We start from the raw sequence: 21,345 nt of genomic DNA on the forward strand, positions 1-21,345 counted from the left end.
GGTGACGAATATCATCTTTCAAAAAAAGCAAATTCAGGTTGATAGTTAACTGCCTCTTTGTCAATTTGGTAGCCCGTCCGATTTGATATGGTGGGTCTTGCCGGCTCCCCAATGAGGGCATCGATCATTTTGCAAATAAACCTCAACAAAGTGTCCGTATCATTAGATTCGACGATAGACCCGGGCAGTTCCCTACGATGTCAGATTAAAGACGCGGGCCGCTAGAGCCACTTCATATTTAATCGTGCAAAAGATTGCTTGGCCGCCAACGCGTCGCTTGATTAGAAGTTAAACTAACCAGACTTCTCGTCGCAGCGTGCTAATCCAGCCAATCTCATTCATTTTGAAACTCGATACGTGAACGCCTTCCCTTTCTCAGATACAGACCGAATCGTCTACACAGGCCCGCCACCGAAATCTGCGGAGGTCGTGATCATCGGCGGCGGCATTATCGGTATTACAACCGCAATTTATCTGGCACAGCAGAACGTATCGGTAGTGGTTTTGGAAAAAGGCCGCGTCGCCGCCGAGCAGTCGTCGCGCAACTGGGGTTGGATTCGAAAGCAGGGCAGGGATGAGGACGAGCTGCCGATCATGATCGAGGCAGCCCGCTTGTGGCAACAACTGGTGCAGGAATGTGGAGAAGATATCGGGCTTCGCCAGACCGGCGTGACCTATCTGGCCAGCTCCGACAAGGAAATGGCGCAGTTTGACGCGTTCACCAAGCTGGCCGCAGCGCACGGCATGGATACCCGGATGCTTGATGCAGGCGAAGTCCCACTGCTGATCAGCACTATATCTGGTGCATTCAAGGGCGCGATGATAACGCCTTCGGATATGCGGGCCGAGCCCTCGCTGGCTGTTCCGGCCCTGGCCAGGCTGGCCAGGGACAAGGGAGTGGCCATTGTCGAAAATTGCGCTGCCAGAACGCTTGAGATGGCTGCGGGCAGCATCGCCGGGGTTTGGAGCGAGCAAGGATATATTGCAACGTCGTCCGTCGTGCTGGCCGGGGGCGCCTGGTCATCGCTTTTTCTGAGAAAACACGGGATTACCATTCCCCAGCTTTCGGTCAAGGCCACGGTGGTGGCCACGCAGCCAATGCCCGAGTTTCACGCCGGCGCTGCTGCGGAAAAGCACCTGGCTTTTCGACGCAGGCTGGATGGTGGCTATACGCTTGCCCCGGCCGGCAGCCACCGGCTTTACCTTGGACCGGATGCGTTCAGGCATGCCGCAAAATATGTTCCGGCTATCAAGGACGATCCGCTGGGCACCCGCTATGCGCTCTGGGCGCCGGCAGGGTATCCCGACAGCTGGGGCACGCCCCGCGACTGGACGCCCGATATACCCAGCCCTTTCGAGAGCATGCGCGTGCTCAATCCTGAGCCCGATGCAGCGGACCTGCGCACCATCGAACGACGGTTCAAACAGCTCTTTCCTCAATTGGAAGATGTTCATTTTCAAAAAAGCTGGGCCGGGATGATTGATCTGATGCCCGATGCGGTTCCGATTGTTGATTGGGTGCCTACTCATCCCGGTCTTGTTGTTGCGACAGGGATGAGCGGTCATGGTTTCGGCATCGGCCCGGGCATGGGCCGGGTTATTTCAGATATGATCCAGGGCAACGAGACCGGACATAACCTGCATCGCTTTCGGTTTTCCCGGTTTACCGATGGGAGCCCGATTCGGTTGGGTACGTCACTTTAGTAACTGCACGAGAAATAAAAGTCGTTCGTGGCTTATCGCATTTTGGAACGGAGCCCTTGCTCCTTGTCTTGCCGCCCATATTGAGATGGACAATCACCACCGTGATAGTTGTGCGGCAGCTGTCTGAAAAGGATTCGAATGATTGCAGCTGACAACGGAAATAGCGTCAAGCAAGATTCCGGGGTGGAATTGCCGACGGTTATTCTAGCGTGCGGGACCATATAAAATCCGGTCATGCCGTGAGGATGCACTGTCGCCGACTTGCCCAGAAATAATACCTAATAGGGGCGCAGGGAACACAGGCCCTCGGTGGCATTTTGCCAACTTAATCGTCGGCCTTCGAGCCCGCTTCCATGCAGCGTCGGAAGCTTTTTGGACATGTTCAATTCACCGATCTTTCGCTGAAGAAAAAAATCATTGCGGGTTATTACCTATTTTATAGTGGTTGTAAATGCAGCAACTCTTGTGTATTCTGAACTTTGCTCTACTCCGGTCGGGCGTCGTAGTTGGCTCTCATGGCGCTATAAAGCGATAGGAGCCCCAATTAATATTCCAGCGGCTTCACGCCATTCAATCGGTTGCTGTTTTCCAAAAGTGGGTAGCACACCGAGATTGCGAAAAGGTCGTATAAAAGGAGACATCTTCCATATGAAGAGCTTAAATATCGAGTTGCAGCGAGCCTGCGCATTCGCATTGTTTGCAACCAGCCTACTGCTATCGCCCTTTATAGCGCACGCCGATGACTTTCCAGCCAAACCCATCACCATTGTGGCTCATACCGCTGCAGGTTCGTCTACAGATCTATTTGCGCGTGAGCTTGCCCAGGCGGCAACGCCCGTTTTCGGCAAACCCGTCGTTGTTGTTAACCGGCCGGGCGGAAGCGGTGCTACCCAGATGGCGCTCATCAACTCGGCAGAACCCGACGGCTATACCAGTGGGGTGAACACCAGTTCACACATTACGGCGATGCTGACGACCCTGAAGGACACCTACACGCCGGCGGATTTTTCATGGATCGCACTCAATCAGGTTGATCCCTATATTTTGGCCGTGCACGCCGATAGTCCGTATAAATCCCTTAAAGATCTGGTAGAGGCCGCCAAAGCAGGGGAACGAGTCAAGATAGGCGGATATGGGGCGGAAGGTGCTGCTCATAACATCGCCGTACACATTCTTGCCGACAAAGCCGACATGCCGGTTACCTGGGTCAGCTATCCCGGTTCGGGAGATGCTGCGACAGCGGTGCTGGGCAAACATATCGATGCTGTCAGCATCAACCCGGGCGGTACACTCGCCTTTGTTTCTGCCGGACGTATAAGAATTCTGGCGGTAATGAGCGAGAGCAGAGTCAGCAGCATGCCGGATGTTCCGACTTACGCAGAGGCGGGTTATGACGTTGATACTTCATGGAAACAGATACGTGGCTTGTATGGCCCGAAGGATATCCCTGAGGATATTCAGAAAAAACTGGCTGAAGGTTTCTTTAAGGCCATGGAATCGCCGCGATTCAAAGAGTATATGAAGCGTTCCGCCCTGGAGGCCGGCGACCTCGGCCCCGGCCAGTACGGTAGCTTTATCGACGAATCCGCGAAAAAGACACAAGAATGGTTATCCAAACTGGGAATAACCCAATGAGTGCGCACTTAAACAATCCCACGGATAGAGCGCCCACCGTGCTGGTATTTAGCGCCAGGGTCGCGCTGGTGCTGGCGGCACTGCTTAGTTTGTGCTGCTTTGCCTGGATGGCCTGGCAGAGTATGGCTTTTCCTGCAGCATATAACACCGCCGAAGTTGGGCCGGCCCGTGTGCCGCTTATCGCCTGCACCGGTGGGATTCTGGCCAGCATCGGCCTGATCATACACGCGTTCTTGAGAAAATCCGACAGCATGCCGGCTATTGCGATACGAAAGCCCTTAGGCGTTCTGGCTACGCTAGCGCTAACATTTCTATGGGTTTGGGGAATGCCTCACATAGGGTTTTATCTTGCTTCGGTCATCGTAGTACCACTCATCATGCTCGCGGGCGGCGAACGACGACCACTCATGTTGGGGCTAACAGCAGTTGGCTTTGTCGTATTCGTGCATGTGTGCTTCTCTTTTCTGCTGGACATCGAGTTTCCTTAGGAGTTTGCTTTGATAGAGAGTCTTATCACAGGGTTCGGGCTAGTGCTCCACCCTTATGTTCTGCTTGCTCTGCTTGGCGGAACCATAATCGGATATATAATAGGAGCGATGCCGGGTCTGGGGCCTAGCCTGGGGGTTGCGCTTCTCGTTCCGTTCACCTATGGCGTTGATCCGGTTGTAGCGATGGTGGGTTTGGTGGGCCTCTATATGGCGGCTGAATATGCCGGGGCGGTGACTGCGGTGTTATTGAATACCCCCGGCACCGCAGCGGCGGTGGCAACATCCTGGGACGGTTACCCGATGGCAAAAAGGGGCGAGGCAGCCTGGGCCTTGCACGTCTCCATCATTAGTTCAGGTATTGGCGCTTTATTGAGTGCGATTCTTTTGATTGGTACTGCGGTGCCGCTTTCCGAGTTTGCCTTAAGATTTGGTCCGCCGGAATATTTTGCGCTTGCGCTCTTTGGCCTGAGCTTGGTGACAAGCCTTGGTGGCAGCTCGGTTCTTCGGGGCTTGCTCGCTTTATTCCTTGGGATTGCAATAGCAGTGATCGGCATGGATCCCATAACTGGGGTCCCTCGATTTGCCATTACATCCGATTTCTTCGAAGGCATTCCCTTGGTGCCAATGCTGCTGGGCTTATACGCGGTGTCAGAAGCGCTGTACATGCTGGAGGGATCTACCACGAAAACACTGAAGGTGACCATAGGAAACGTTTGGTCCCTGCACGTGTCCCGATATCGCCCATTGATCGGAACAATTTTGCGAAGCTCGGGCATCGGTTACTTTGTAGGCGTTATCCCCGGCGCGGGAGCGTCAATCGCTTCCTTGATCTCGTACGGCAGCGCCAAGCGACGTAACGGGACCAAAGAACCGGCATTCGGGGAAGGGAATCCCGCGGGTGTCGCCGCATCGGAGGCGGCCAACAACGCTGCGGTTTCGGGCGCATTGGCTCCCTTGCTGGCCTTGGGCGTTCCTGGCTCTGCTACTGCAGCGGTCTTGATCGGGGCATTAATGATCCAGGGTATCCAGCCCGGCCCCATGTTATTTGTGAGTAACCCCGAGATTCCATATTCTATCTTTGCCTCTATTCTTATCGGTACCCCGCTTATGGTTATCGTGGGCCTGCTCGGCGCCCGACTTTGGGTCAAGGTCACGGCAGTACCTCAGTCTCTTTTGGCAGCGCTCGTCATTGGTGTGTCGATTGTTGGTGCCTTTGCCTCTACAAACTCGATGTTTCCGGTGTATGTCACGTTGGTTTTCGGTATCATCGGTTATGTTCTTCGCAAGCTGGATATCCCGACTGCTCCGATTGTTTTGGCGCTTGTGCTCGTTCCCATGGCAGAGTCCAATTACCGCAGGGCGCTTGTCGTCGCAGACGGCAGTCACACCGTTTTCTTCCTGAGTCCGATCAGTCTTATTCTGTTGCTTGCGGCCGCCTCCTCGTTCCTGGTGCCCTTGATCAGAAAATACCGAGAATCCGGAAAAAATTGACAGTTGGTGTTGTATGCAGAAATATCCCGAACGAAAGCGACCACCCGTGTAGTACTGGTTCGTAACTGCTCTCCCCAGGCGATAAGAGCAGATACGGGTGTCGTCTTTTAACGGGAACTGCCCGGCTGAAAGGTAGACGGTCGCGGGGCGGGTTTTCGTCGACAGCAGGCAAAATTGCTTCCGGCAATGTACAATTATTCAATTAAACAAACGGCCTTTACCATTTACGTGTCCACGAGACATTAACGTATTGCTCAAAAGGGGCACAATTTGCATCGATCGCAAGACTCAACTAGTCCGTTGCTGGCAGGTGATAACAGTATGATTGCTGATCTCAAGTCCTTGGGCTTCACAGAATATGAAGCGAAAATCTATCTTGAGACGTTGATGGCTGCGGGCGTGCCCAAAACAGCCTATGAAATCTCAAAGGCTTCAGGGGTTCCGCGTTCTAATACCTATAGCGCGCTGGAAGCGCTTGCGCGCAAAGGCGCTGTACTGCCAGTGACAGAAAGTCCGACATGCTATGTGGCCGCAAATCCCAGGAGTATGCTCGAATCGCTAGCTACTCAGACGGCCACTACCTGTAATCGTGCCGCGACGAACCTGGAACGGCTGGCGCCAAAGGTAGAGAATCAATATGTTTGGATTCTGCGCGGCGAGGAGAGTACATCGGCTGAAATAGACAAGCTGCTTGCCTCGGCCACAACGTCCATTTGGATCAAAGCATCAGACAGCGTATTGCGCAACCACGCGGCCGCGCTGAAAAAAGCCGCACGTAAGAAGGGGATGCGTGTGATGATCGTACTGTTTGGAAAAGATAAATCTGAATTCGAATATAGTCCGAACTGCCGTGTGTATATTCACGAAAATGACGGTACGCGAATGGGGAAGGCAGATAACCTTTTCACGATTGTCATTGACTTTAACGAAATGATTACGGTAAACGCATCCGACCAGTATGTTGGTGCCCGTACCAGAAGTCCTGCTATTGTCACCATGGCATCATCCCTGATTCGGCATGATTATTATATGGCCGAGATTTTCCAAAAATTCGGTGACCAGATCACAGATGAGTTCGGCCGCTATCTCGCCAAGTTACGGCTGGATGCTTACACGCCCGAACAGGCGGCCTCATTTTACGAAAATACAGGCATGCAGCGCACAACGAAGGGCAACAGATCTGCGGGGTAGTGAACTTCTCGGATCAGGCTAGCGTTCCAAATCAGCTTTTGTCCTGCCTGTATCGAGGCTTATGGCACTCGCGTTGTGGAGCAGCGTTGTCCCGGGTTTTCGCCCAACGCTGCTTACCAGCATGCAGTGGTCTGGCGCTAGCCAAAATAAGAATTGTTCCGTTATATGCTGTCTACAAAATAATTTCAGCCAGCATATTGACCCTCCCATCTTCTTCCCGCGCCCAAGCCTCTATTTTGTCATCGCCAATCCGCAGGCCTTCGATCAGAAACAGGCGGTCTAGGAAAAGCGGCTTGACTGCCTTAAAGGTAAACTGTCTGCAGCGGGTAACGCCGGCCGCCGCCAGGGCATGGTTTAACACCAGTGTCGCAATGAGCTGGCCCTGTACGATGATCGCCGGGTACTTTTCCACATTTCGCGTATAGTCCGCATCGTAATGAATACGATGGCTGTTGAAAGTGACAGCAGAGTAGCGAAACAATTCTGCAGCATTGAGTTGTTCCGGAACCGACCAGTCGGCGTTAGGCTTGGCCTTGAGCGTGAATATATCGTCATCATAATCCTGGTGGTCTCTGTAGACCACAGTTTGGTCTTCCTCACGTAGCAGGCGGCCTTCCTGCACGTACTTATTATTAATTCCGAGAAATACCAGCTCCCCTGATTTGCCCGTTTTGGTCTCAATGCTGGATATTATCGCGGTTTTATCGACTTGGGCGCCCACCTGCAGGTCGTGATGAAAGGTGATGACGCTCTTTGCCCACATCCGCCTTGATTGTGGCAAGGGCGGAATAAAGCTGCCTCGTTTCGGGTGTCCGTCGAGATCTATCTCTTGTTGGGGAACCGCCGGGACGAAGTAAAGCCAGTGGCCGCAGGGGTGCACCGCGCCCTGCGCGCCAACAGCCGGTATGTCCGAACGACCGTCGATAAGGCTGGCAAGGCCATTGAGCGGCCACGTCTCTATTATTTCCTGTGCGATATGTTGCCGACCCTTCCAGTCTTCAATATTTGCGAGGGTCGTGTGACTGTCTAGATTTTGTGCATGGGTCATGGGTAGTCTCCTAATTTCGTTGTTGTGATTGCAACTACTATAAAATTTCGATATGATGTTGTCAAGCACGCTGGCAGGAGCACTACTGGTATTTCTCCCAGGGACGTGTACACATAAACGACAAAATGGACGGAGAATATGGCAATAGTAGATATCAAGACCGAGATAACGGGCAACGTATGGAAAATTGTTCAACAAGTTGGATCACACGTTGAGGAAGACGAGCCGATCATGATTTTGGAATCCATGAAAATGGAGATTCCTGTCATCGCTGTGGAAAGTGGCACCGTAACAGAGATTCTTATTCAAGAAGGGGAGACGGTTACGGAAGGGACGGTCGTGGCCCGCATCGAAGCGTAAGGAGAGCGAAATGCTTAAAAAGGTTCTGATTGCTAATAGAGGAGAAATAGCCTGCCGTGTTATACGTGCCTGTCGAAAGCTGGGTATCGCATCTGTGGCTGTGTATTCCGACGCCGACGCCAACTCGCCGCATGTTCGTATGGCAGACCAGAGTGTCCATGTCGGCCCTGCACGAAGTGCGTCAAGTTATCTGGATAGCGCAAAAATTCTGGATGCGGCCCGCGAGACTGGAGCAGACGCGGTGCATCCTGGCTACGGTTTTCTTGCCGAAAATAGTGAGTTTGCCACGGCGGTTATTGCGCAAGGCTTAACGTGGATCGGTCCTCGCCCTGACTCTATCAGAGCGATGGGGAATAAGCAGAATGCTCGTGAACTTGCGATTAAGGCCGGCGTGCCGGTCGTTCCAGGGACTGGACGGCTGGACGCCGCCACCCCAGAGGCGTTACTGGAGCAAGCAGAAGCCGTAGGATTTCCTTTGCTGGTGAAAGCGGCCGCCGGAGGTGGGGGTATTGGCATGCGGCAGGTTTTTGATCCTTCAAAACTCACCACATCGGCAGCGGCAACGCAATCGCAGGCCAAAGCAGCCTTCGGAAGCGAAGAGATTTTTCTGGAGCGATTCATCCCATGCGCGCGTCATGTGGAAGTGCAGATTTTTGGTTTTGACACCACCGCGGTGCATATGTATGAGCGCGATTGCTCCTTGCAGCGTCGTTTTCAGAAGGTCATCGAAGAGGCACCTGCACCGGACATTCCACTGACCGTCCGGAAAAAAATGCAGAAAGCTGCGATTGACCTGGCGGTATCCGTTGGATATCAAGGTGCCGGAACGGTCGAATTCATTTTTGATGTCAATACGCAGGAATTTTTCTTCCTGGAAATGAATACCAGGATTCAGGTTGAGCATCCTGTGACGGAAATGATTACCGGCCTGGATTTGGTTGCCATGCAGCTTCAATACGCAGGGAAGGCGTTAAAGGCAATGCAGCAGGACGAGATATCGTCAAATGGCCACGCGATTGAATGCCGGCTGTATGCTGAGAACCCCGAGAAAAATTTCATGCCTTCTCCTGGCAAATTGAATGTGTTTGACGTGCCGGCAGTCGATTCAGAACAGATCAGAATCGAAACAGGCTACGAGCAGGGCGGCGAGATCACGCCGTTCTATGATCCTATGGTTGCAAAAATCATCGCCTATGGTGTGGACCGCACGCAGGCCATTGAGATAATGCTTCGTGCACTGGAAGGTGTAAAGGTAGAAGGTATAAAAACCAACCTCGACTTTCTTGTCGCATGCATGAAGCATGCGGCTTTCCGCGATGGAAAGGTCAGTACAGGCTTTATCGAAGAGTACAAGGATTCCTTGTTGCCAACGCGCGCGAAAGCGGCATAACAGCCAAGAAAGAATGCGCTTAATGAGAAGAACCGCATGATGCAGCATCTTGACAAGCTGGCCAGAACGTTTAGGGCTCGCCCCCCCGGATTCTGTCCGAACCGGATCGGGCCTGTCCGACATTGTTCTGTGCGCCGCTTCTGTATTGGCTTAATATGGATTTGCTGATCGCCGCTTTCATTGGCATGTCCGTTCTCGCCACCGGCTTCATATCAGGGGCGTTTGGCATGGCAGGCGGGATGATTCTAATGGGTGCGTTGCTGCTGGTGTTGCCTGTGCCGACGGCAATGGTGTTGCATGGTGTGACACAAATGAGCTCCAATGGGTGGCGCGCTGTTGTCTGGCGACGCTACGCGGATTTTCGGGTGTTCGTGCGTTTCACCGGCGGTTTGCTGGCGGCCTGTGCCCTGTTTTTTTTCGTGAGCTACGTGCCTGACCGCGCCACTGTCTTGATTTGCCTAGGTTGCGTGCCCTTTCTTGTCATGCTGGTACCGTCCCGACTGATTCCCCAGGCCGACCGTCCGTTTGGAGCTGAGATTTGCGGTTTCCTCAATGCCTTACTTCAGTTTGTGGCCGGCGTGTCAGGTCCGGTGCTGGATGCCTTTTTCATTCGTTCAGAATTCGACCGGCGTACCGTTGTCGCTACGAAAGCGGTCTGTCAGACCGGGGCGCACCTGGCGAAGTTGGTCTATTTTCTCCACGCCGGCAATACGCTTGGCGGTGAAGGCATTGATGCGTGGATCTTTGGACTGTGCATCCTTATGGCTGTCGCGGGAACCACGCTGAGCCGCAGTATTCTGGAAAAACTGTCCGATGCCCAGTTCCGACGATGGACCAAGTTCATACTTATCGTGATCGGCGCGGTTTATTTGGCGCAGGGAGTTTATCTTTTGTCTATATAAACAGCGGGTGACGCTTGCGGTTTACCGTCATGTCCGCTGCTTTGTAGTTCACTTATACATCGGGACTGTAATCACGCAGTCGCCTTTCGGCAATTTCCAGATGGAGCCGCTCGACCATAACCCCATCCAGATTGATGACGCCTTTGGCGGCGTTTTCAGGTTGTGCATAAGCCTGAACAATACGTCTCCAGTGTTCCAGTTCCGCGGCAGTGGGGCTGAAGCATTTATTAACAGTTTCCACCTGTAGCGGGTGAATAATGGTTTTGCCGCTCATGCCCATCGCTTTGGCGACTTCGGATTCCGCCTTCAAGGCGTCAAGATCGTGAATGTTATTCAGCACGCCATCGATAACCGGGATATCGAATGACTTGGCAACGAGTGTTACATGTGCCAGCCACGGTATGAGATTAACACGCCCTGGGCCGGGGTCAATATCGCTGTCCTTGATCAGGTCATTGGTACCGAGTACCAGGCATTCAACACCATCGGCCAAGCCTTTTTCGACGATGCTCTCAAGCTTCAAAATGCCCGTCGGGTTCTCTACCATACACCAGATTCCGGTTGATTCGGCTCCGTCATTACCAAGCGTTTCGCGGGCGAGCTTAGGGATATCCGAATGAACGACTTTGGGCAGGAGTACTGCATCGGGCCGTACGGTCTTGACCATATTCAAATCTGCATCCCAGAATTCGGTATCGCGACCATTGATTCGGACCACGACATACTTGCCGTGCAGCTCATCTCGATGATTTTTCAGGAACCGTGAGAGGGTGTCTCTTGCCTGCGCCTTGCCTTCGTAAAGAACGCTGTCTTCAAGATCAAAAACCACAGCGTCTACTGCCAGAGTGGCCGCTTTACGCATGGCTTTCTCATTGATTCCTGGGACATACAACACACTTCGCAATTTTCGTTTCATGCATTTCCTCTCTTTTTCACGCTCTTGTATTTAACCATATGTTAGTTTAAACTTTAGTGGTAATAATGACAACCACTAAAGGAATTGCATTGGGCGAAATAACAAAAGCAACCCTGCGATGGCTTCGGCTGCCGCTATATCAGCCTTACCGGCTTTCATATCGCACTTTTACAGAATTTGAGCCGTTTTTTCTGGAACTTGAGCATGCGGATGGTCGGCGGTCTTTTTCCGATACTCACGTATCGCCGGGCTCCAGTGCCGAAACCCGAGACGGAGCATGGGCATATTGCCAACAACGCCTTGCCCAATTGCGAGACCAGGGCATAGATCAGTTCAGAAGCGATGTCGTGGCGAACCTGGATCAGCACAAGGTCGCCACAACGCTGCTTATGACAGCCCTTGAGTCTCTAGAGACAAGTCATTGGTTAAGTATTGAGCGCAACACAGAACTTGAGCTCATCGTTCCGATCAATGCGATAGATGAGGCCGGGATAGAGCGCGAGGTGAATCAATTGCTTGGGCAGGGATTCACCACCTTCAAGGTAAAGGTAGGCAAAGATGTGGAGACTGACATTGAGCGTGCCAATACGACGCTTCGGTTGCTTGCTGGCCGCGCAACCATTCGCCTGGACGCAAACCGAGGCTATTGCAGACGAGATGCAATTCGGTTTGCCCAAGGACTCAGGTACGCCGGCGCGGAGCTTTTTGAACAACCCTGCGACGCAGATAGCTGGGAAGATAATGCGGCGGTAGCACGAGAGAGCCCGGTTCCTTTGATGCTTGATGAACCCATATGCAGTATTGCTGATATTGAGCGGGCCGCCGCTATTGAGAACGTGCGTTTTTGCAAAGTCAAACTAAAACGGTTTGGCAGTTTGCAGGCCTTGGCCGATGGCATCCGGAGTGTCCATGATCATGGCATGCTGGCGGTCCTGGGCGACGGATTAGGCAGCGAAATTAATAACTGGATGGAAGCGGCAGTCGCTGCACGCCTTATCAGGACCAAGGGAGAGTTCAATGGATTTCTGAAGCACAAGGACAAGTTGTTTCAAAACCCTCTGCCATTTAGCCAGGGAAAAATCCGTTTGCAGGCCGGCTATACGCCAACACTTGATCAAGAGGCGATCGAACGTCTCACGATCGAAAAACATATTATCGAATATTAAGGGACTAAAACAAATGAAGCATAGTGAGTTGATGGACGAATTGGATAAAAGACGCAATGCCGCCGCTGGAATGGGAGGCGAGCGAAAGCTTGAGAAACGCCGCGAATCAGGAGATTTGAACGCACAGGAACGTTTGGATAAACTGGTTGATCCGGGAAGCTTTTTTGAGGTTGGCCTGCTGGGCGCCTCAGCATTCGAGCTGGATAAAGATGTGACGCCCCGCGATGGCAAGATCGTCGGGTTCGGAAAGATCGATGGACAGCATGCCGGCGTCGTGATCAATGATTTCACCACCAAGGGTGCGTCTACCAGTACGACAAATTCAAAAAAAATGGGATACATTCGTAAAACCTGCAATGAGCGAGGAATCCCGTTTGTTCATATTGGAGAGTCCACAGGAGCTCGGCTGCCGGACGCGATGGGATCAAAAGGCATGGGACAGATGCTAGGGAATGATACGACGCAATTTCGACGCATTCGTGACGTCCCTTGGGCGTCCGCAGCGCTCAATACGTCTTTTGGTTCGTCTGCATGGCTTTGTTGCTGTTCCGATTTTTCGGTGATGAAGAAAGGCTCCATCATGTCGGTGTCCAGCCCGCGCCTGGTGTCAATGGCGATCGGCGAGAAAGTCGATTTGGAAGAGTTGGGCGGGTGGCGCCTACATGCCGAGCAAACAGGCCTCATTGATTACTTCGTCGATAGTGATGAAGAAGCGATGATGGCGATTCGAAAATTTCTGTCCTATATGCCCGCCAACGCGAAAGCGCTCTCGCCACGGACAGCGGTTGCCGAAGACGCTGTCTCTGACCAAGAATCCATTCTGGATATTATGCCTGAGAGTCGGACTCAGGTATACAACATGAAAAAGATCCTGGAGATCGTTTTCGACAAAGGCAGCATCATGGAGTTGAAGGCGCGGTTTGGCAAGTCGCTGGTGACCAGCCTTGCCAGATTGGACGGTCGCGTGGTCGGTGTAATCGCCAATAACCCGCTTACGGGGGGGGGCGCGCTGTCTGCAGAGGCGTGTCGTAAGGCGATTGATTTCACCGTATTGTGTGACAGTTTCAATATACCTCTGATCCGTTTTGTAGACACGCCGGGGTTCGTGGTAGGTACGGAAGCGGAACGCAAAGGTGCACCGGGCCAGATTATGAACTTCATGAATGCGACCTGCCTTACTACGGTGCCGCAAATCACGGTGTTATGCCGAAAGGCGTATGGACGAGCCTACGTGGCCATGGGCGGGGGGGCGCATAACGATACGATGGTCGCCTGGCCCATGGCAGAAGTCAGCTTCATGGATCCCGTTTTCGCCACCAATATTGTTCATAACCGGACCGCTAAAGACGAGGGCTTTGAAGAGGCGCTGGCGCATATCCAAAAAGATCTTGAAATTTGGGACATGGCACGGATTTTCTCGGCTCACGATGTCATAAAACCGCAGGAGACGCGGTCATTCATGATCAAGATGCTTGAGGTGCAAGAGCGCCGGCTGTCCGGCGGCATCGGAGAAAGAATGATGCGCAGTTGGCCGACCAGCTTTTAAATGTCCGCTGCTATTAACAAACTAAGGAGCGCGCTAGTGAATCCAGTAAGTTTAAATGAGAAGGCCGGCAAGGAGCTTCTCGCGCAGTTTGGCGTTGATACGCCGCAATCGTTCGTTGCAGACAGTGCCCAGGATGCCCGCAAGCGCGTCAGTACCCTTCGGGCCCCTTATGTGGTCAAAGTGGTGTCGCGCGACATATTACATAAATCCGATGCGGGAGGCGTTACGCTGGGCCTGCAGACCGCGGAACAGGTGGCAGAAGCGATTGATCGCATGAGCCGCTTGCCCGCCATCGTTGAGGCGCAGATCGAAGGCTGGCTGGTCGAGGAAATGGTGCCGTCGGGCCTGGAGATCGCGATTGGTGGCTTCTACGATCCTCAATTTGGACCAATCATCATGCTCGGTGCCGGCGGAATATACATTGAGCTTCTGAAGGACGTCACGTTTCGTGTATGTCCGGTATCGGAGGATGACGCCCGCAATATGGTAGATGAGCTGCAAAGCGCCAGGCTTTTTGATGGTTTCCGTGGCGGAGCCGCCTACGATAGGGAGATGCTGGTCCAGGCCCTGATAAAAATCGGCGGTGATGCCGGTTTGTTCATGACGCACCAGGAAGATATCGAAGAAATTGATATTAATCCCCTGATTCACACAGGTGACAGGCTGGTGGCGGTAGACGCCAGGTTCATTTGCCGAAAAGCCGACCGCGCGACACTACCACACGCTGAGCAGCGCAGCGATCAGGAAATACTGGAAGATTTCAGGCCGCTATTTTTTCCTAAGACAGTGGCCGTTCTGGGGGCATCGACAAAGGACGTCACAATCGCCAACACCTTTATTCGCCGCCTGCGCGAGTTCGGATTTGACGGGGATATTTACCCGATACATCCCAAAGCGCAAGAGATCGAGGGAGTCAAGGCGTATTCCAGCCTTGCAGATGCGCCCACAGACGTCGATTACACTTATGTAGCCATCGGTGCCGAGCGTATCTGTTCATCAATTGACGTTGCGCCGGGCAAATGCCGTTACGTCCAGATCATCAGTTCCGGTTTTGAAGACACTGATCAGGGAAAACGGGGACAAGCTCAATTGCTCGAAACGGCTCGCAAGGCTGGGATTCGTTTGCTAGGTCCAAACTGCCTGGGAACTTATTCTCCGGCAGGCCGACTGACCTTTCCAAAGGATGCGCCCACCGAGGCCGGATCCATCGGCGTCGTCTCCCAGTCGGGCGGCCTTTCCACCGACATTATCAAACGTGGTCAGTGGCGCGGCCTGCGCTTTAGCGGGTTGGCAACGATTGGCAATAGCGTCGATGTCAAACCGGTTGAGCTTCTTCATTACTATCTTGCCGATCCCACGACCAAGGCAATAGGGATGTATATCGAAGACGTCAAGAACGGTCGCGAGCTGTTTGAAGTGCTTCGCACCACGACCAACCCGAAACCCGTGGTAATTCTTCGTGGAGGCGCCACACAGCAGGGCCAGCTTGCTGCCCAATCTCATACGGGCGCTTTGGCATCGGGTCAGCAGGCATGGGAGGCGCTTGCGAAACAGACGATGGTCGAACTTGTCGATACTGTAGACGAATTCATTAACCTGCTGTTAGCGTTGCAGTTCCTTGCATTGCGAAAAACGACTCCTACGACGGATGTAGCGCTGTTCGGTAACGGAGGAGGGTCCAGCGTCCTTGGTGCAGACGCCTTTGCTCGTTCCAGGCTGAATGTCGCACCCTTTGCGCCGAACGTAGTCGAGGATTTGGACGCACTGGGATTTCCTCCCGGCACAAGCGTCCTGAATCCGATTGATACGCCCGTCAGGAGTCTGCAAGAGAAGGACGGATTCATCGCAAAAGAGATTCTGGATATTGTCTATGAAAAGGCACAACCGCATGCGATCGCGATGCATCTGAATCTGGCGGCTTTTGTTGGTCGCGGGACCAGTAACCCCCTGGCCAATCTCATTTCGGTGATTACAAAAGTGCGGTCGGAACGCGGCGACGATATTCATTTTCTGCTTGCTCTCAGAAGTGACCGGTCTGAAGCACTGGACGCCATGCGTAGCGAGTATATTGAGATTGCGCGACAAGCCGGCATTGCGGTCTATGATGAAGTCATCGACATGGCACGAGTGCTGAGAGCGGTGAGCAATCTGGAGGAACGACTCATCGCTCGCGAACAGATGCGAGCGGGTCGTTCGTTCGAAGAGAACCGGGCAGCTGCGATAGTCGAGTAGGCGTGCCAACGAGGGCAATAGGTATGGCGATATTTTGAATAGCTCGTCTGTCTACATCAACGCCGTTGGCACACCCGACTATGAAATCTATCGTCAATATGGCAAGTTAGCGCTATATAGGGTTTGGGTTAAGAAAGTGTATTTTTTAATAAATACCTTTGTTAAAAATTTTTCACTGACAACGAGTTCTATGTTGTTGGTGAAAAATTTAAGGACCCAATAATCGGAAAATTATTGTTGTCATACCGAATTCATTACATGATAGACGTAGAATTCGCATTGGTATTGACGAAAATGGGCAAGCGACTCTTTCCGTATTGGCGGACATACTAATGGCAGGTTTCGATCACCCCGCCTGCCCATCTTCATACTGAACCAGAATATGCCACTCGGCATACACCGATGGTCGCGACGCATTGTCGGCGGTTACCGTGACCTCCCAGGTGCAGCGGGCATGCGCGGGTTTTGTTTCAGTCACCTGTTTCAGCGCAAACCTGGCCGATACCCTGGATCCGGCCATTACCGCTGCGGTAAAGCGGATCTTGTCAAAACCGTAGTTCAAGGCCATGACCGCGCCGGGAAAGGCGATGCAGCTTCTCTGCCAGTAGGTCAGCAGCGAGAGCACGAGAAAACCATGGGCAATGGTGTGCTGGTATGGCGATTGCGTCATCGCCCGTGCCGGGTCTGTGTGAATCCACTGGTTGTCGTGCGTCACCTGCGCAAATCGATTAATCATCTCTTGGTCAATAAGTAGCGGCGCCGATGCAATGGCCGGCTGTCCGATAAATCGGGTAAGCGCGGCAACACAATCAAATTGTTGTATGGGGCCAGCACGGGAGGGAGTGGTTGTCATCATACGAATAAAGTGAGTAGGGCGCCATGGTTGGCCCGCGGGTGATGGCGTGGGCGACAGTCAGGCTTTCCGCAGGCTGGACCAATGGCTAGTTTTTTCTGTCAGGCAGGCGCGAGCCTGGCTACGCAGTGGGTGTAGTCGGCTCCTGCGTCTGATGATAGGCCTGCGCCTTGGCAGTTTCGTGGCGTAGCTGGTCAAATCCCGTGGCGGGCACCGTTTCGTTCTGACGATCGGCAATGTCTTCCAGCCGATCCAGCAATACCTGGGCTGAGCGTTCGTTATCATTCAGATATATGCCATGTGTCATAGTAATGTTTGCCTGTTCAACGCTGCCTGCACCCGCCATCAGAATGGTGCGGTTGGGGGCGTTTTCTGCGACAAGGGCAACCAGCGCGGGGCTAACCGATTCCGGCGACAGCATGTCCAGGGTTTGCTGCTCCAGCAAACCTTCGGTCATGGCTGTGGCCGCAGTGGGCGCAAGGCAATTGACACGTATATCATGCCGCTGGCCTTCCTGCGCCAGTGTTTGCATCAGGCCTACCAGTGCCATTTTGGCCGCGCCATAGTTGGCCTGCCCGAAATTACCGTAAAGCCCCGAAGAGGAAGTCGTCATGACGATACGGCCATAGTTCTGATCGCGCATCCTGTTCCACACAGCGTGAGTGCAGTGCACCGATCCCATCAGATGCACCTCCAGCACCAGCCGGAAATCTTCCAGGGTCATTTTGGCAAAGCTTTTGTCACGCAGGATACCGGCATTATTCACCAGAATATCGACACGACCCCACTGTGCAATCGCGTGTTCCACCATCGCGTGGACCTGCTGCGGGTCAGTGACATCGGCGCCATGGGCGGTGGCTTGGCCGCCGGCCGCGGCAATGGCCTGGACAACGGCCTGCGCGTCAGATCCCGGCTGCTCGGCCCCCATATCATTGACCAGAACCCGGGCGCCGTGGCGGGCAAGCTCAAGCGCATGGGAACGACCAAGACCGCGGCCTGCACCGGTGACAATAGCGATGCGGTTGTGTAGAAGTGATGTCATGGGGTCTCCGTGTTATGTAAATAGGTCAGGGTGTCATGGATGCCGCCGCTTCGGCGTCAGTCCGGATGATCCCGGCGCGCTCAAGCTGGGCGATGGTCTCGTCGCTCAGTCCCGCCTGCGCCAGTATCGAATAGGTATTCTGGCCCAGGCCAGGGGCACCGTCAACCGTGGGTTGTCCATCCTGATCGAAAGCAAAGCCGATGCCCCGAGTGCGCACCTGGGTGTTGCCCTGATGGAAGCGATGGTCTGGGAGATCGACGCAGTCGGTGGTATCTGCCTCGTGTAGAAATTCTTCGAGCTTTCTGACTTTGGCAGCAGGAACACCTGCCTCGCTTAGCAGTGCTTCCAGCTGCATGGCGCTGCGCGTGGCGAAAGCCGCTTGCAGACGGGCCGTCACATATTGCGCGTCATTGGGAACGACAAATCCGTTGGGGGCATTGAAGGCGGCCAGATCAAGCGCGCGTGCATCCTGGCACAGATCCTCAACACCGATTACGGCAGTGAGTTTGCAAAACTGAGCCGGGGTATTGGCGGCAACCGCCAGCCAGCCGTCCGAACATCGATATGTATCGGCTGCGGGGCTGCCGGTATACCCGCGGTTGCCCACACGTCGCGTGGGTGTGCCGTCGCTCAGATAGGCGCAGCTGTTAGGATACATGAGCATTAGCGAGGCCTGGACCATGGATGCGTCGATGTACTGGCCCAGGCCTTCGCGCGTTCGGCGGTGCAGCGATGAGACAATAGACAGGGCTGCCAGTACACCCACGGCCACATCAATAACCGGAAAGCCAACCTTGATGGGCGGAGCATCATCTCCTTCACCGGACATCATCATCATGCCGGTCAGGGCCTGAACGACGTGGTCATAAGCACCACGCTGCGACCAGGCACCCTGTTGCCCGAAACCCGAGATGGAGCAGTAGACAATGTCCGGTCTGATTTGCCGGATGCTGGCATAATCCAGGCCATACCGGGCGACAACGCCGGGACGGAAATTTTCAATGAAGACGTCTGCCGATGCTGCCAGTGTGCGCAGCAGTTCGGCGCCCTGTTGTGTCCGGATGTCCAGCGCCAGCGATTGCTTGCCGGCGTTGATAGCGGCAAACCCGGTGGGCGTGTCGGTGTCCGTCGCATCCTTCATTGAGCGCAGTACTTCACCGGCCAGCGGTGGTTCCACCTTGATGACTTCTGCGCCCAGCTGCGCCAGATAAAACGAAGCAAGGGGGCCGGCAATGACGTGCGACAGATCCAGCACACGGACGCCTTCTAGCGGTTTGGACATGGTTGACTCCGGTCAGCCGACGGTAACGCCGGCAAGTTTGATGATGTTGACCCATTTCTGATATTCGCTGCGCACAAATGCGGCATCGGCTTGCGGGCTGGCGCTTTGGACCACGTTAATCCCGCCTGCTGCAAACTGGCGCCTGACGGACTCATCGGCCAGCGCCTTCGTAGTCGCTCTGTAAAGCGTATCGACAACTTGCCCCGGCGCGTTTTTGGGCAGCCAGAAATCAAACCAGAATTCCTGAATGGCCAACTCACTATGTAAGACATCATGCAGTGTGGGAACCCCGGGGAGCTCGGCCAGCGGCTCGCGACTGGTTACAGCCAGCGCACGCAGCTTGCCACCCTGGGTCTGCGGAATGGCTGTTCCTGCGATGGTGAATGCAAATTCCGTATCGCCGCGCAGCAGCGACAGCGGAATTTCCACTGATCCTTTGAATGGCACGTGCGTCGCCTTCGCCTTGAGCAAAGACACGAAAGTGGCGCCGCCAAGATGGGCTGCAGAACCCACGCCGCCGGAACCATAATTCATTTTCCCCGGATTGGCCGTTAACGCCGTAATCAGGTCCTGCACGGTACGGTAGGCCGAGTCGGCAGCCACAACCAGCACGCTGGGAGACGTGCCAATAATCGTGACCGGGTTGAAATCATTAACGGGATCGAAGTTCAGTTTGGGCTGCAATATCTTCTGAATCAGGTGTGAATTGGAGCCCATCAGCACCGTGTAGCCATCCGGGGGCGCATGAGCCACATACTGGGCGGCCAGTACACCGCCGGCCCCCACCTTATTTTCCACGACGACGGGTTGTCCCAGCGTGTTGCTTAAGACCGGTCCGAACTGCCGCATCATGATGTCCGGCCCGCCACCGGCCGCATACGGGACTACGACACGTACTGCTCTTGAAGGATAGGTTGGCGCTGCCTGCGATGTTCCGGTCTTCACCAACACACCCGCGCCCAGGGCGCCAAGGCAAAATTTTCGGCGATGCATGATTGTCTCTCCTTATAATGCATCAAGAGTAGACGATCGCAGTGAATAGAAAAAGTGATATATTTTCATATAGCGATAACTTTATGTTTTATGCTTTTAGATGATATCTTTGGATAATAAACGTGATCGAACCTGACCATTTGGTTGCCAAGCTGCGCTTTCGGCACCTTCGTCTGCTTACAGAAGTACAAAACCGGGGCAGTCTGCGCGCCGCAGCGCAGGCGCTGAGTCTGACGCAACCGGCCTTGAGCAAGGCGTTAACGGAAATCGAGAGCGCCTTTGGCTTTGCCCTGTTCTGCCGCAGCGCACGGGGATTGACGCCAACAGCGCAGGGCGAAGTGGTGCTGCGTGGCGCAACGATGTTTTTGCATGAGCTCTCTCATCTTCGTACAGAGGCCATCTCGGCCGATCACTTTGCAACCAAAATTCGCATCGGCGCGCCGCCCTTCGTGGCGCAGACGTATCTGCCCAACGTGATTGCAAAGCTGGTGCAAGGGGAAGCGCCCGTGCGGGTGCAATTGCTTGAAGAAAGAGTGCCGGCCTTGATCGGCGCACTTCGGCAAGGGGAATTGGATGCGCTCATCACCACCTTCCCGCAGCAAATGCTGGCCAGCGAAGCAGGTGCATTCGAATACATTAAACTGTTCGAGGTGCAGTTCGCCGTGGTGGCATCCGTGGGACATCCACTGGTCCGTTCGCGACGCGTGGGCTGGGACCGTTTGGCAAAGGAACAATGGGTGATGCCTGCTGAAGGCTCAATGGGACGTAAGCTGATCGAAGATTGTTTTACCCACGCCGGCGTACCTGCGCCTTTGCCGGTGATCGAATCGACCAGCCCGACCACCAGTCTGCAATTTGTCGCTGCGGGCTTGGGCATTGGTATCGTGCCCGATGTTGCGCTTCTTCATGGCACCCTGCAGGCAGGCCCTGTCAGGCAGCTGCGCGTGGTGCCCGAACCGCATTCGAGCGCCGTGGCACTGATCTGTCGCTCAGGCTCGGCAAACCCCCGGGTGGCTTTGTTGAAAGCGGCGCTGGCTTTGTAGTTAAGCCGTGAAAACGCAATAAATATTCAGGCCTATTGCCCACACAGTCAGCAGTGGGTTCAC

General features: G+C 54.0%; 18 protein-coding genes. 12 read left to right on the forward strand and 6 right to left on the reverse strand.

The annotated features are described in order from the left end of the window. Window positions 1–357 precede the first annotated feature (357 nt). The 5 genes from CAP48_RS02290 to CAP48_RS02310 all read left to right on the forward strand — a co-directional run bounded on the left by CAP48_RS02290 (window position 358) and on the right by CAP48_RS02310 (window position 6,509). Window positions 358–1,704 (forward strand): FAD-binding oxidoreductase, encoded by a 1,347-nt coding sequence (locus tag CAP48_RS02290; RefSeq protein ID WP_100694383.1) that lies wholly within the window; start codon window positions 358–360, stop codon window positions 1,702–1,704. Window positions 1,705–2,352: 648 nt separating this feature from the next. Then, on the forward strand, window positions 2,353–3,339 hold the full coding sequence (locus tag CAP48_RS02295) for a tripartite tricarboxylate transporter substrate binding protein (RefSeq protein ID WP_100694384.1): 987 nt from the start codon (window positions 2,353–2,355) through the stop codon (window positions 3,337–3,339). Beyond that, window positions 3,336–3,827, forward strand: a complete 492-nt coding sequence (locus tag CAP48_RS02300; RefSeq protein ID WP_161495178.1) for a tripartite tricarboxylate transporter TctB family protein — start codon at window positions 3,336–3,338, stop codon at window positions 3,825–3,827. The genes CAP48_RS02295 and CAP48_RS02300 overlap by 4 nt, the downstream gene beginning before the upstream one ends. A gap of 9 nt (window positions 3,828–3,836) precedes the next feature. Beyond that, window positions 3,837–5,318: a tripartite tricarboxylate transporter permease gene (locus CAP48_RS02305; protein WP_100694386.1), complete on the forward strand. Its 1,482-nt coding sequence runs from the start codon at window positions 3,837–3,839 to the stop codon at window positions 5,316–5,318. 321 nt (window positions 5,319–5,639) lie between these two features. After that, on the forward strand, window positions 5,640–6,509 hold the full coding sequence (locus tag CAP48_RS02310; protein WP_100694387.1) for a TrmB family transcriptional regulator: 870 nt from the start codon (window positions 5,640–5,642) through the stop codon (window positions 6,507–6,509). Window positions 6,510–6,681: 172 nt separating this feature from the next. On the opposite strand, the gene CAP48_RS02315 is transcribed toward CAP48_RS02310, so the two are convergent. Beyond that, window positions 6,682–7,557: a MaoC family dehydratase N-terminal domain-containing protein gene (locus CAP48_RS02315; RefSeq protein ID WP_100694388.1), complete on the reverse strand. Its 876-nt coding sequence runs from the start codon at window positions 7,555–7,557 to the stop codon at window positions 6,682–6,684. Window positions 7,558–7,695: 138 nt separating this feature from the next. Between CAP48_RS02315 and CAP48_RS02320 the strand changes: the two genes are divergently transcribed. From CAP48_RS02320 to CAP48_RS02330, 3 genes are all read left to right on the forward strand, one after another. Next, window positions 7,696–7,917: an acetyl-CoA carboxylase biotin carboxyl carrier protein subunit gene (locus CAP48_RS02320; protein ID WP_100694389.1), complete on the forward strand. Its 222-nt coding sequence runs from the start codon at window positions 7,696–7,698 to the stop codon at window positions 7,915–7,917. A gap of 10 nt (window positions 7,918–7,927) precedes the next feature. Further along, window positions 7,928–9,307, forward strand: coding sequence for an acetyl/propionyl/methylcrotonyl-CoA carboxylase subunit alpha (locus CAP48_RS02325; RefSeq protein ID WP_100694390.1), 1,380 nt, complete (start codon window positions 7,928–7,930; stop codon window positions 9,305–9,307). A gap of 155 nt (window positions 9,308–9,462) precedes the next feature. Next, on the forward strand, window positions 9,463–10,209 hold the full coding sequence (locus CAP48_RS02330) for a sulfite exporter TauE/SafE family protein (RefSeq protein ID WP_100694391.1): 747 nt from the start codon (window positions 9,463–9,465) through the stop codon (window positions 10,207–10,209). A gap of 52 nt (window positions 10,210–10,261) precedes the next feature. Here CAP48_RS02330 and CAP48_RS02335 read toward each other — a convergent pair whose 3' ends face one another. Beyond that, window positions 10,262–11,125, reverse strand: a complete 864-nt coding sequence (locus CAP48_RS02335; protein ID WP_100694392.1) for a CoA ester lyase — start codon at window positions 11,123–11,125, stop codon at window positions 10,262–10,264. A gap of 65 nt (window positions 11,126–11,190) precedes the next feature. On the opposite strand from CAP48_RS02335, the gene CAP48_RS02340 reads away from it, so the two are divergent. Genes CAP48_RS02340 through CAP48_RS02350 form a run of 3 tightly spaced genes read left to right on the forward strand, consistent with a single transcriptional unit; the run spans window position 11,191 to window position 16,069 of the window. Continuing rightward, window positions 11,191–12,291: an enolase C-terminal domain-like protein gene (locus CAP48_RS02340; protein ID WP_100694393.1), complete on the forward strand. Its 1,101-nt coding sequence runs from the start codon at window positions 11,191–11,193 to the stop codon at window positions 12,289–12,291. Window positions 12,292–12,304: 13 nt separating this feature from the next. Beyond that, window positions 12,305–13,837, forward strand: a complete 1,533-nt coding sequence (locus CAP48_RS02345; protein WP_100694394.1) for an acyl-CoA carboxylase subunit beta — start codon at window positions 12,305–12,307, stop codon at window positions 13,835–13,837. Window positions 13,838–13,873: 36 nt separating this feature from the next. Beyond that, window positions 13,874–16,069: an acetate--CoA ligase family protein gene (locus tag CAP48_RS02350; protein ID WP_161495179.1), complete on the forward strand. Its 2,196-nt coding sequence runs from the start codon at window positions 13,874–13,876 to the stop codon at window positions 16,067–16,069. Window positions 16,070–16,415: 346 nt separating this feature from the next. Here CAP48_RS02350 and CAP48_RS02355 read toward each other — a convergent pair whose 3' ends face one another. The 4 genes from CAP48_RS02355 to CAP48_RS02370 form a co-directional block, all read right to left on the reverse strand. After that, the gene (locus CAP48_RS02355) at window positions 16,416–16,925 is read right to left on the reverse strand and encodes a MaoC family dehydratase (RefSeq protein ID WP_242444294.1); all 510 of its coding nucleotides are present in this window, start codon (window positions 16,923–16,925) and stop codon (window positions 16,416–16,418) included. Between the two features lie 118 nt (window positions 16,926–17,043). Further along, entirely contained in the window at window positions 17,044–17,964 is a 921-nt protein-coding gene (locus CAP48_RS02360; protein ID WP_100694396.1) for an SDR family NAD(P)-dependent oxidoreductase, read from the reverse strand. Window positions 17,965–17,989: 25 nt separating this feature from the next. Beyond that, on the reverse strand, window positions 17,990–19,246 hold the full coding sequence (locus CAP48_RS02365; protein WP_100694397.1) for a CaiB/BaiF CoA-transferase family protein: 1,257 nt from the start codon (window positions 19,244–19,246) through the stop codon (window positions 17,990–17,992). Window positions 19,247–19,258: 12 nt separating this feature from the next. Beyond that, window positions 19,259–20,239, reverse strand: coding sequence for a tripartite tricarboxylate transporter substrate binding protein (locus tag CAP48_RS02370; RefSeq protein WP_100694398.1), 981 nt, complete (start codon window positions 20,237–20,239; stop codon window positions 19,259–19,261). 122 nt (window positions 20,240–20,361) lie between these two features. Between CAP48_RS02370 and CAP48_RS02375 the strand changes: the two genes are divergently transcribed. Then, a complete protein-coding gene (locus CAP48_RS02375) occupies window positions 20,362–21,282 on the forward strand; it encodes a LysR family transcriptional regulator (RefSeq protein ID WP_192871263.1) in 921 nt (306 codons plus the stop codon). The last annotated feature ends 63 nt before the right edge of the window (window positions 21,283–21,345 follow it).

The organism is Advenella sp. S44 (assembly GCF_002810445.1).
Classification (GTDB): Bacteria; Pseudomonadota; Gammaproteobacteria; order Burkholderiales; family Burkholderiaceae_B; genus Advenella.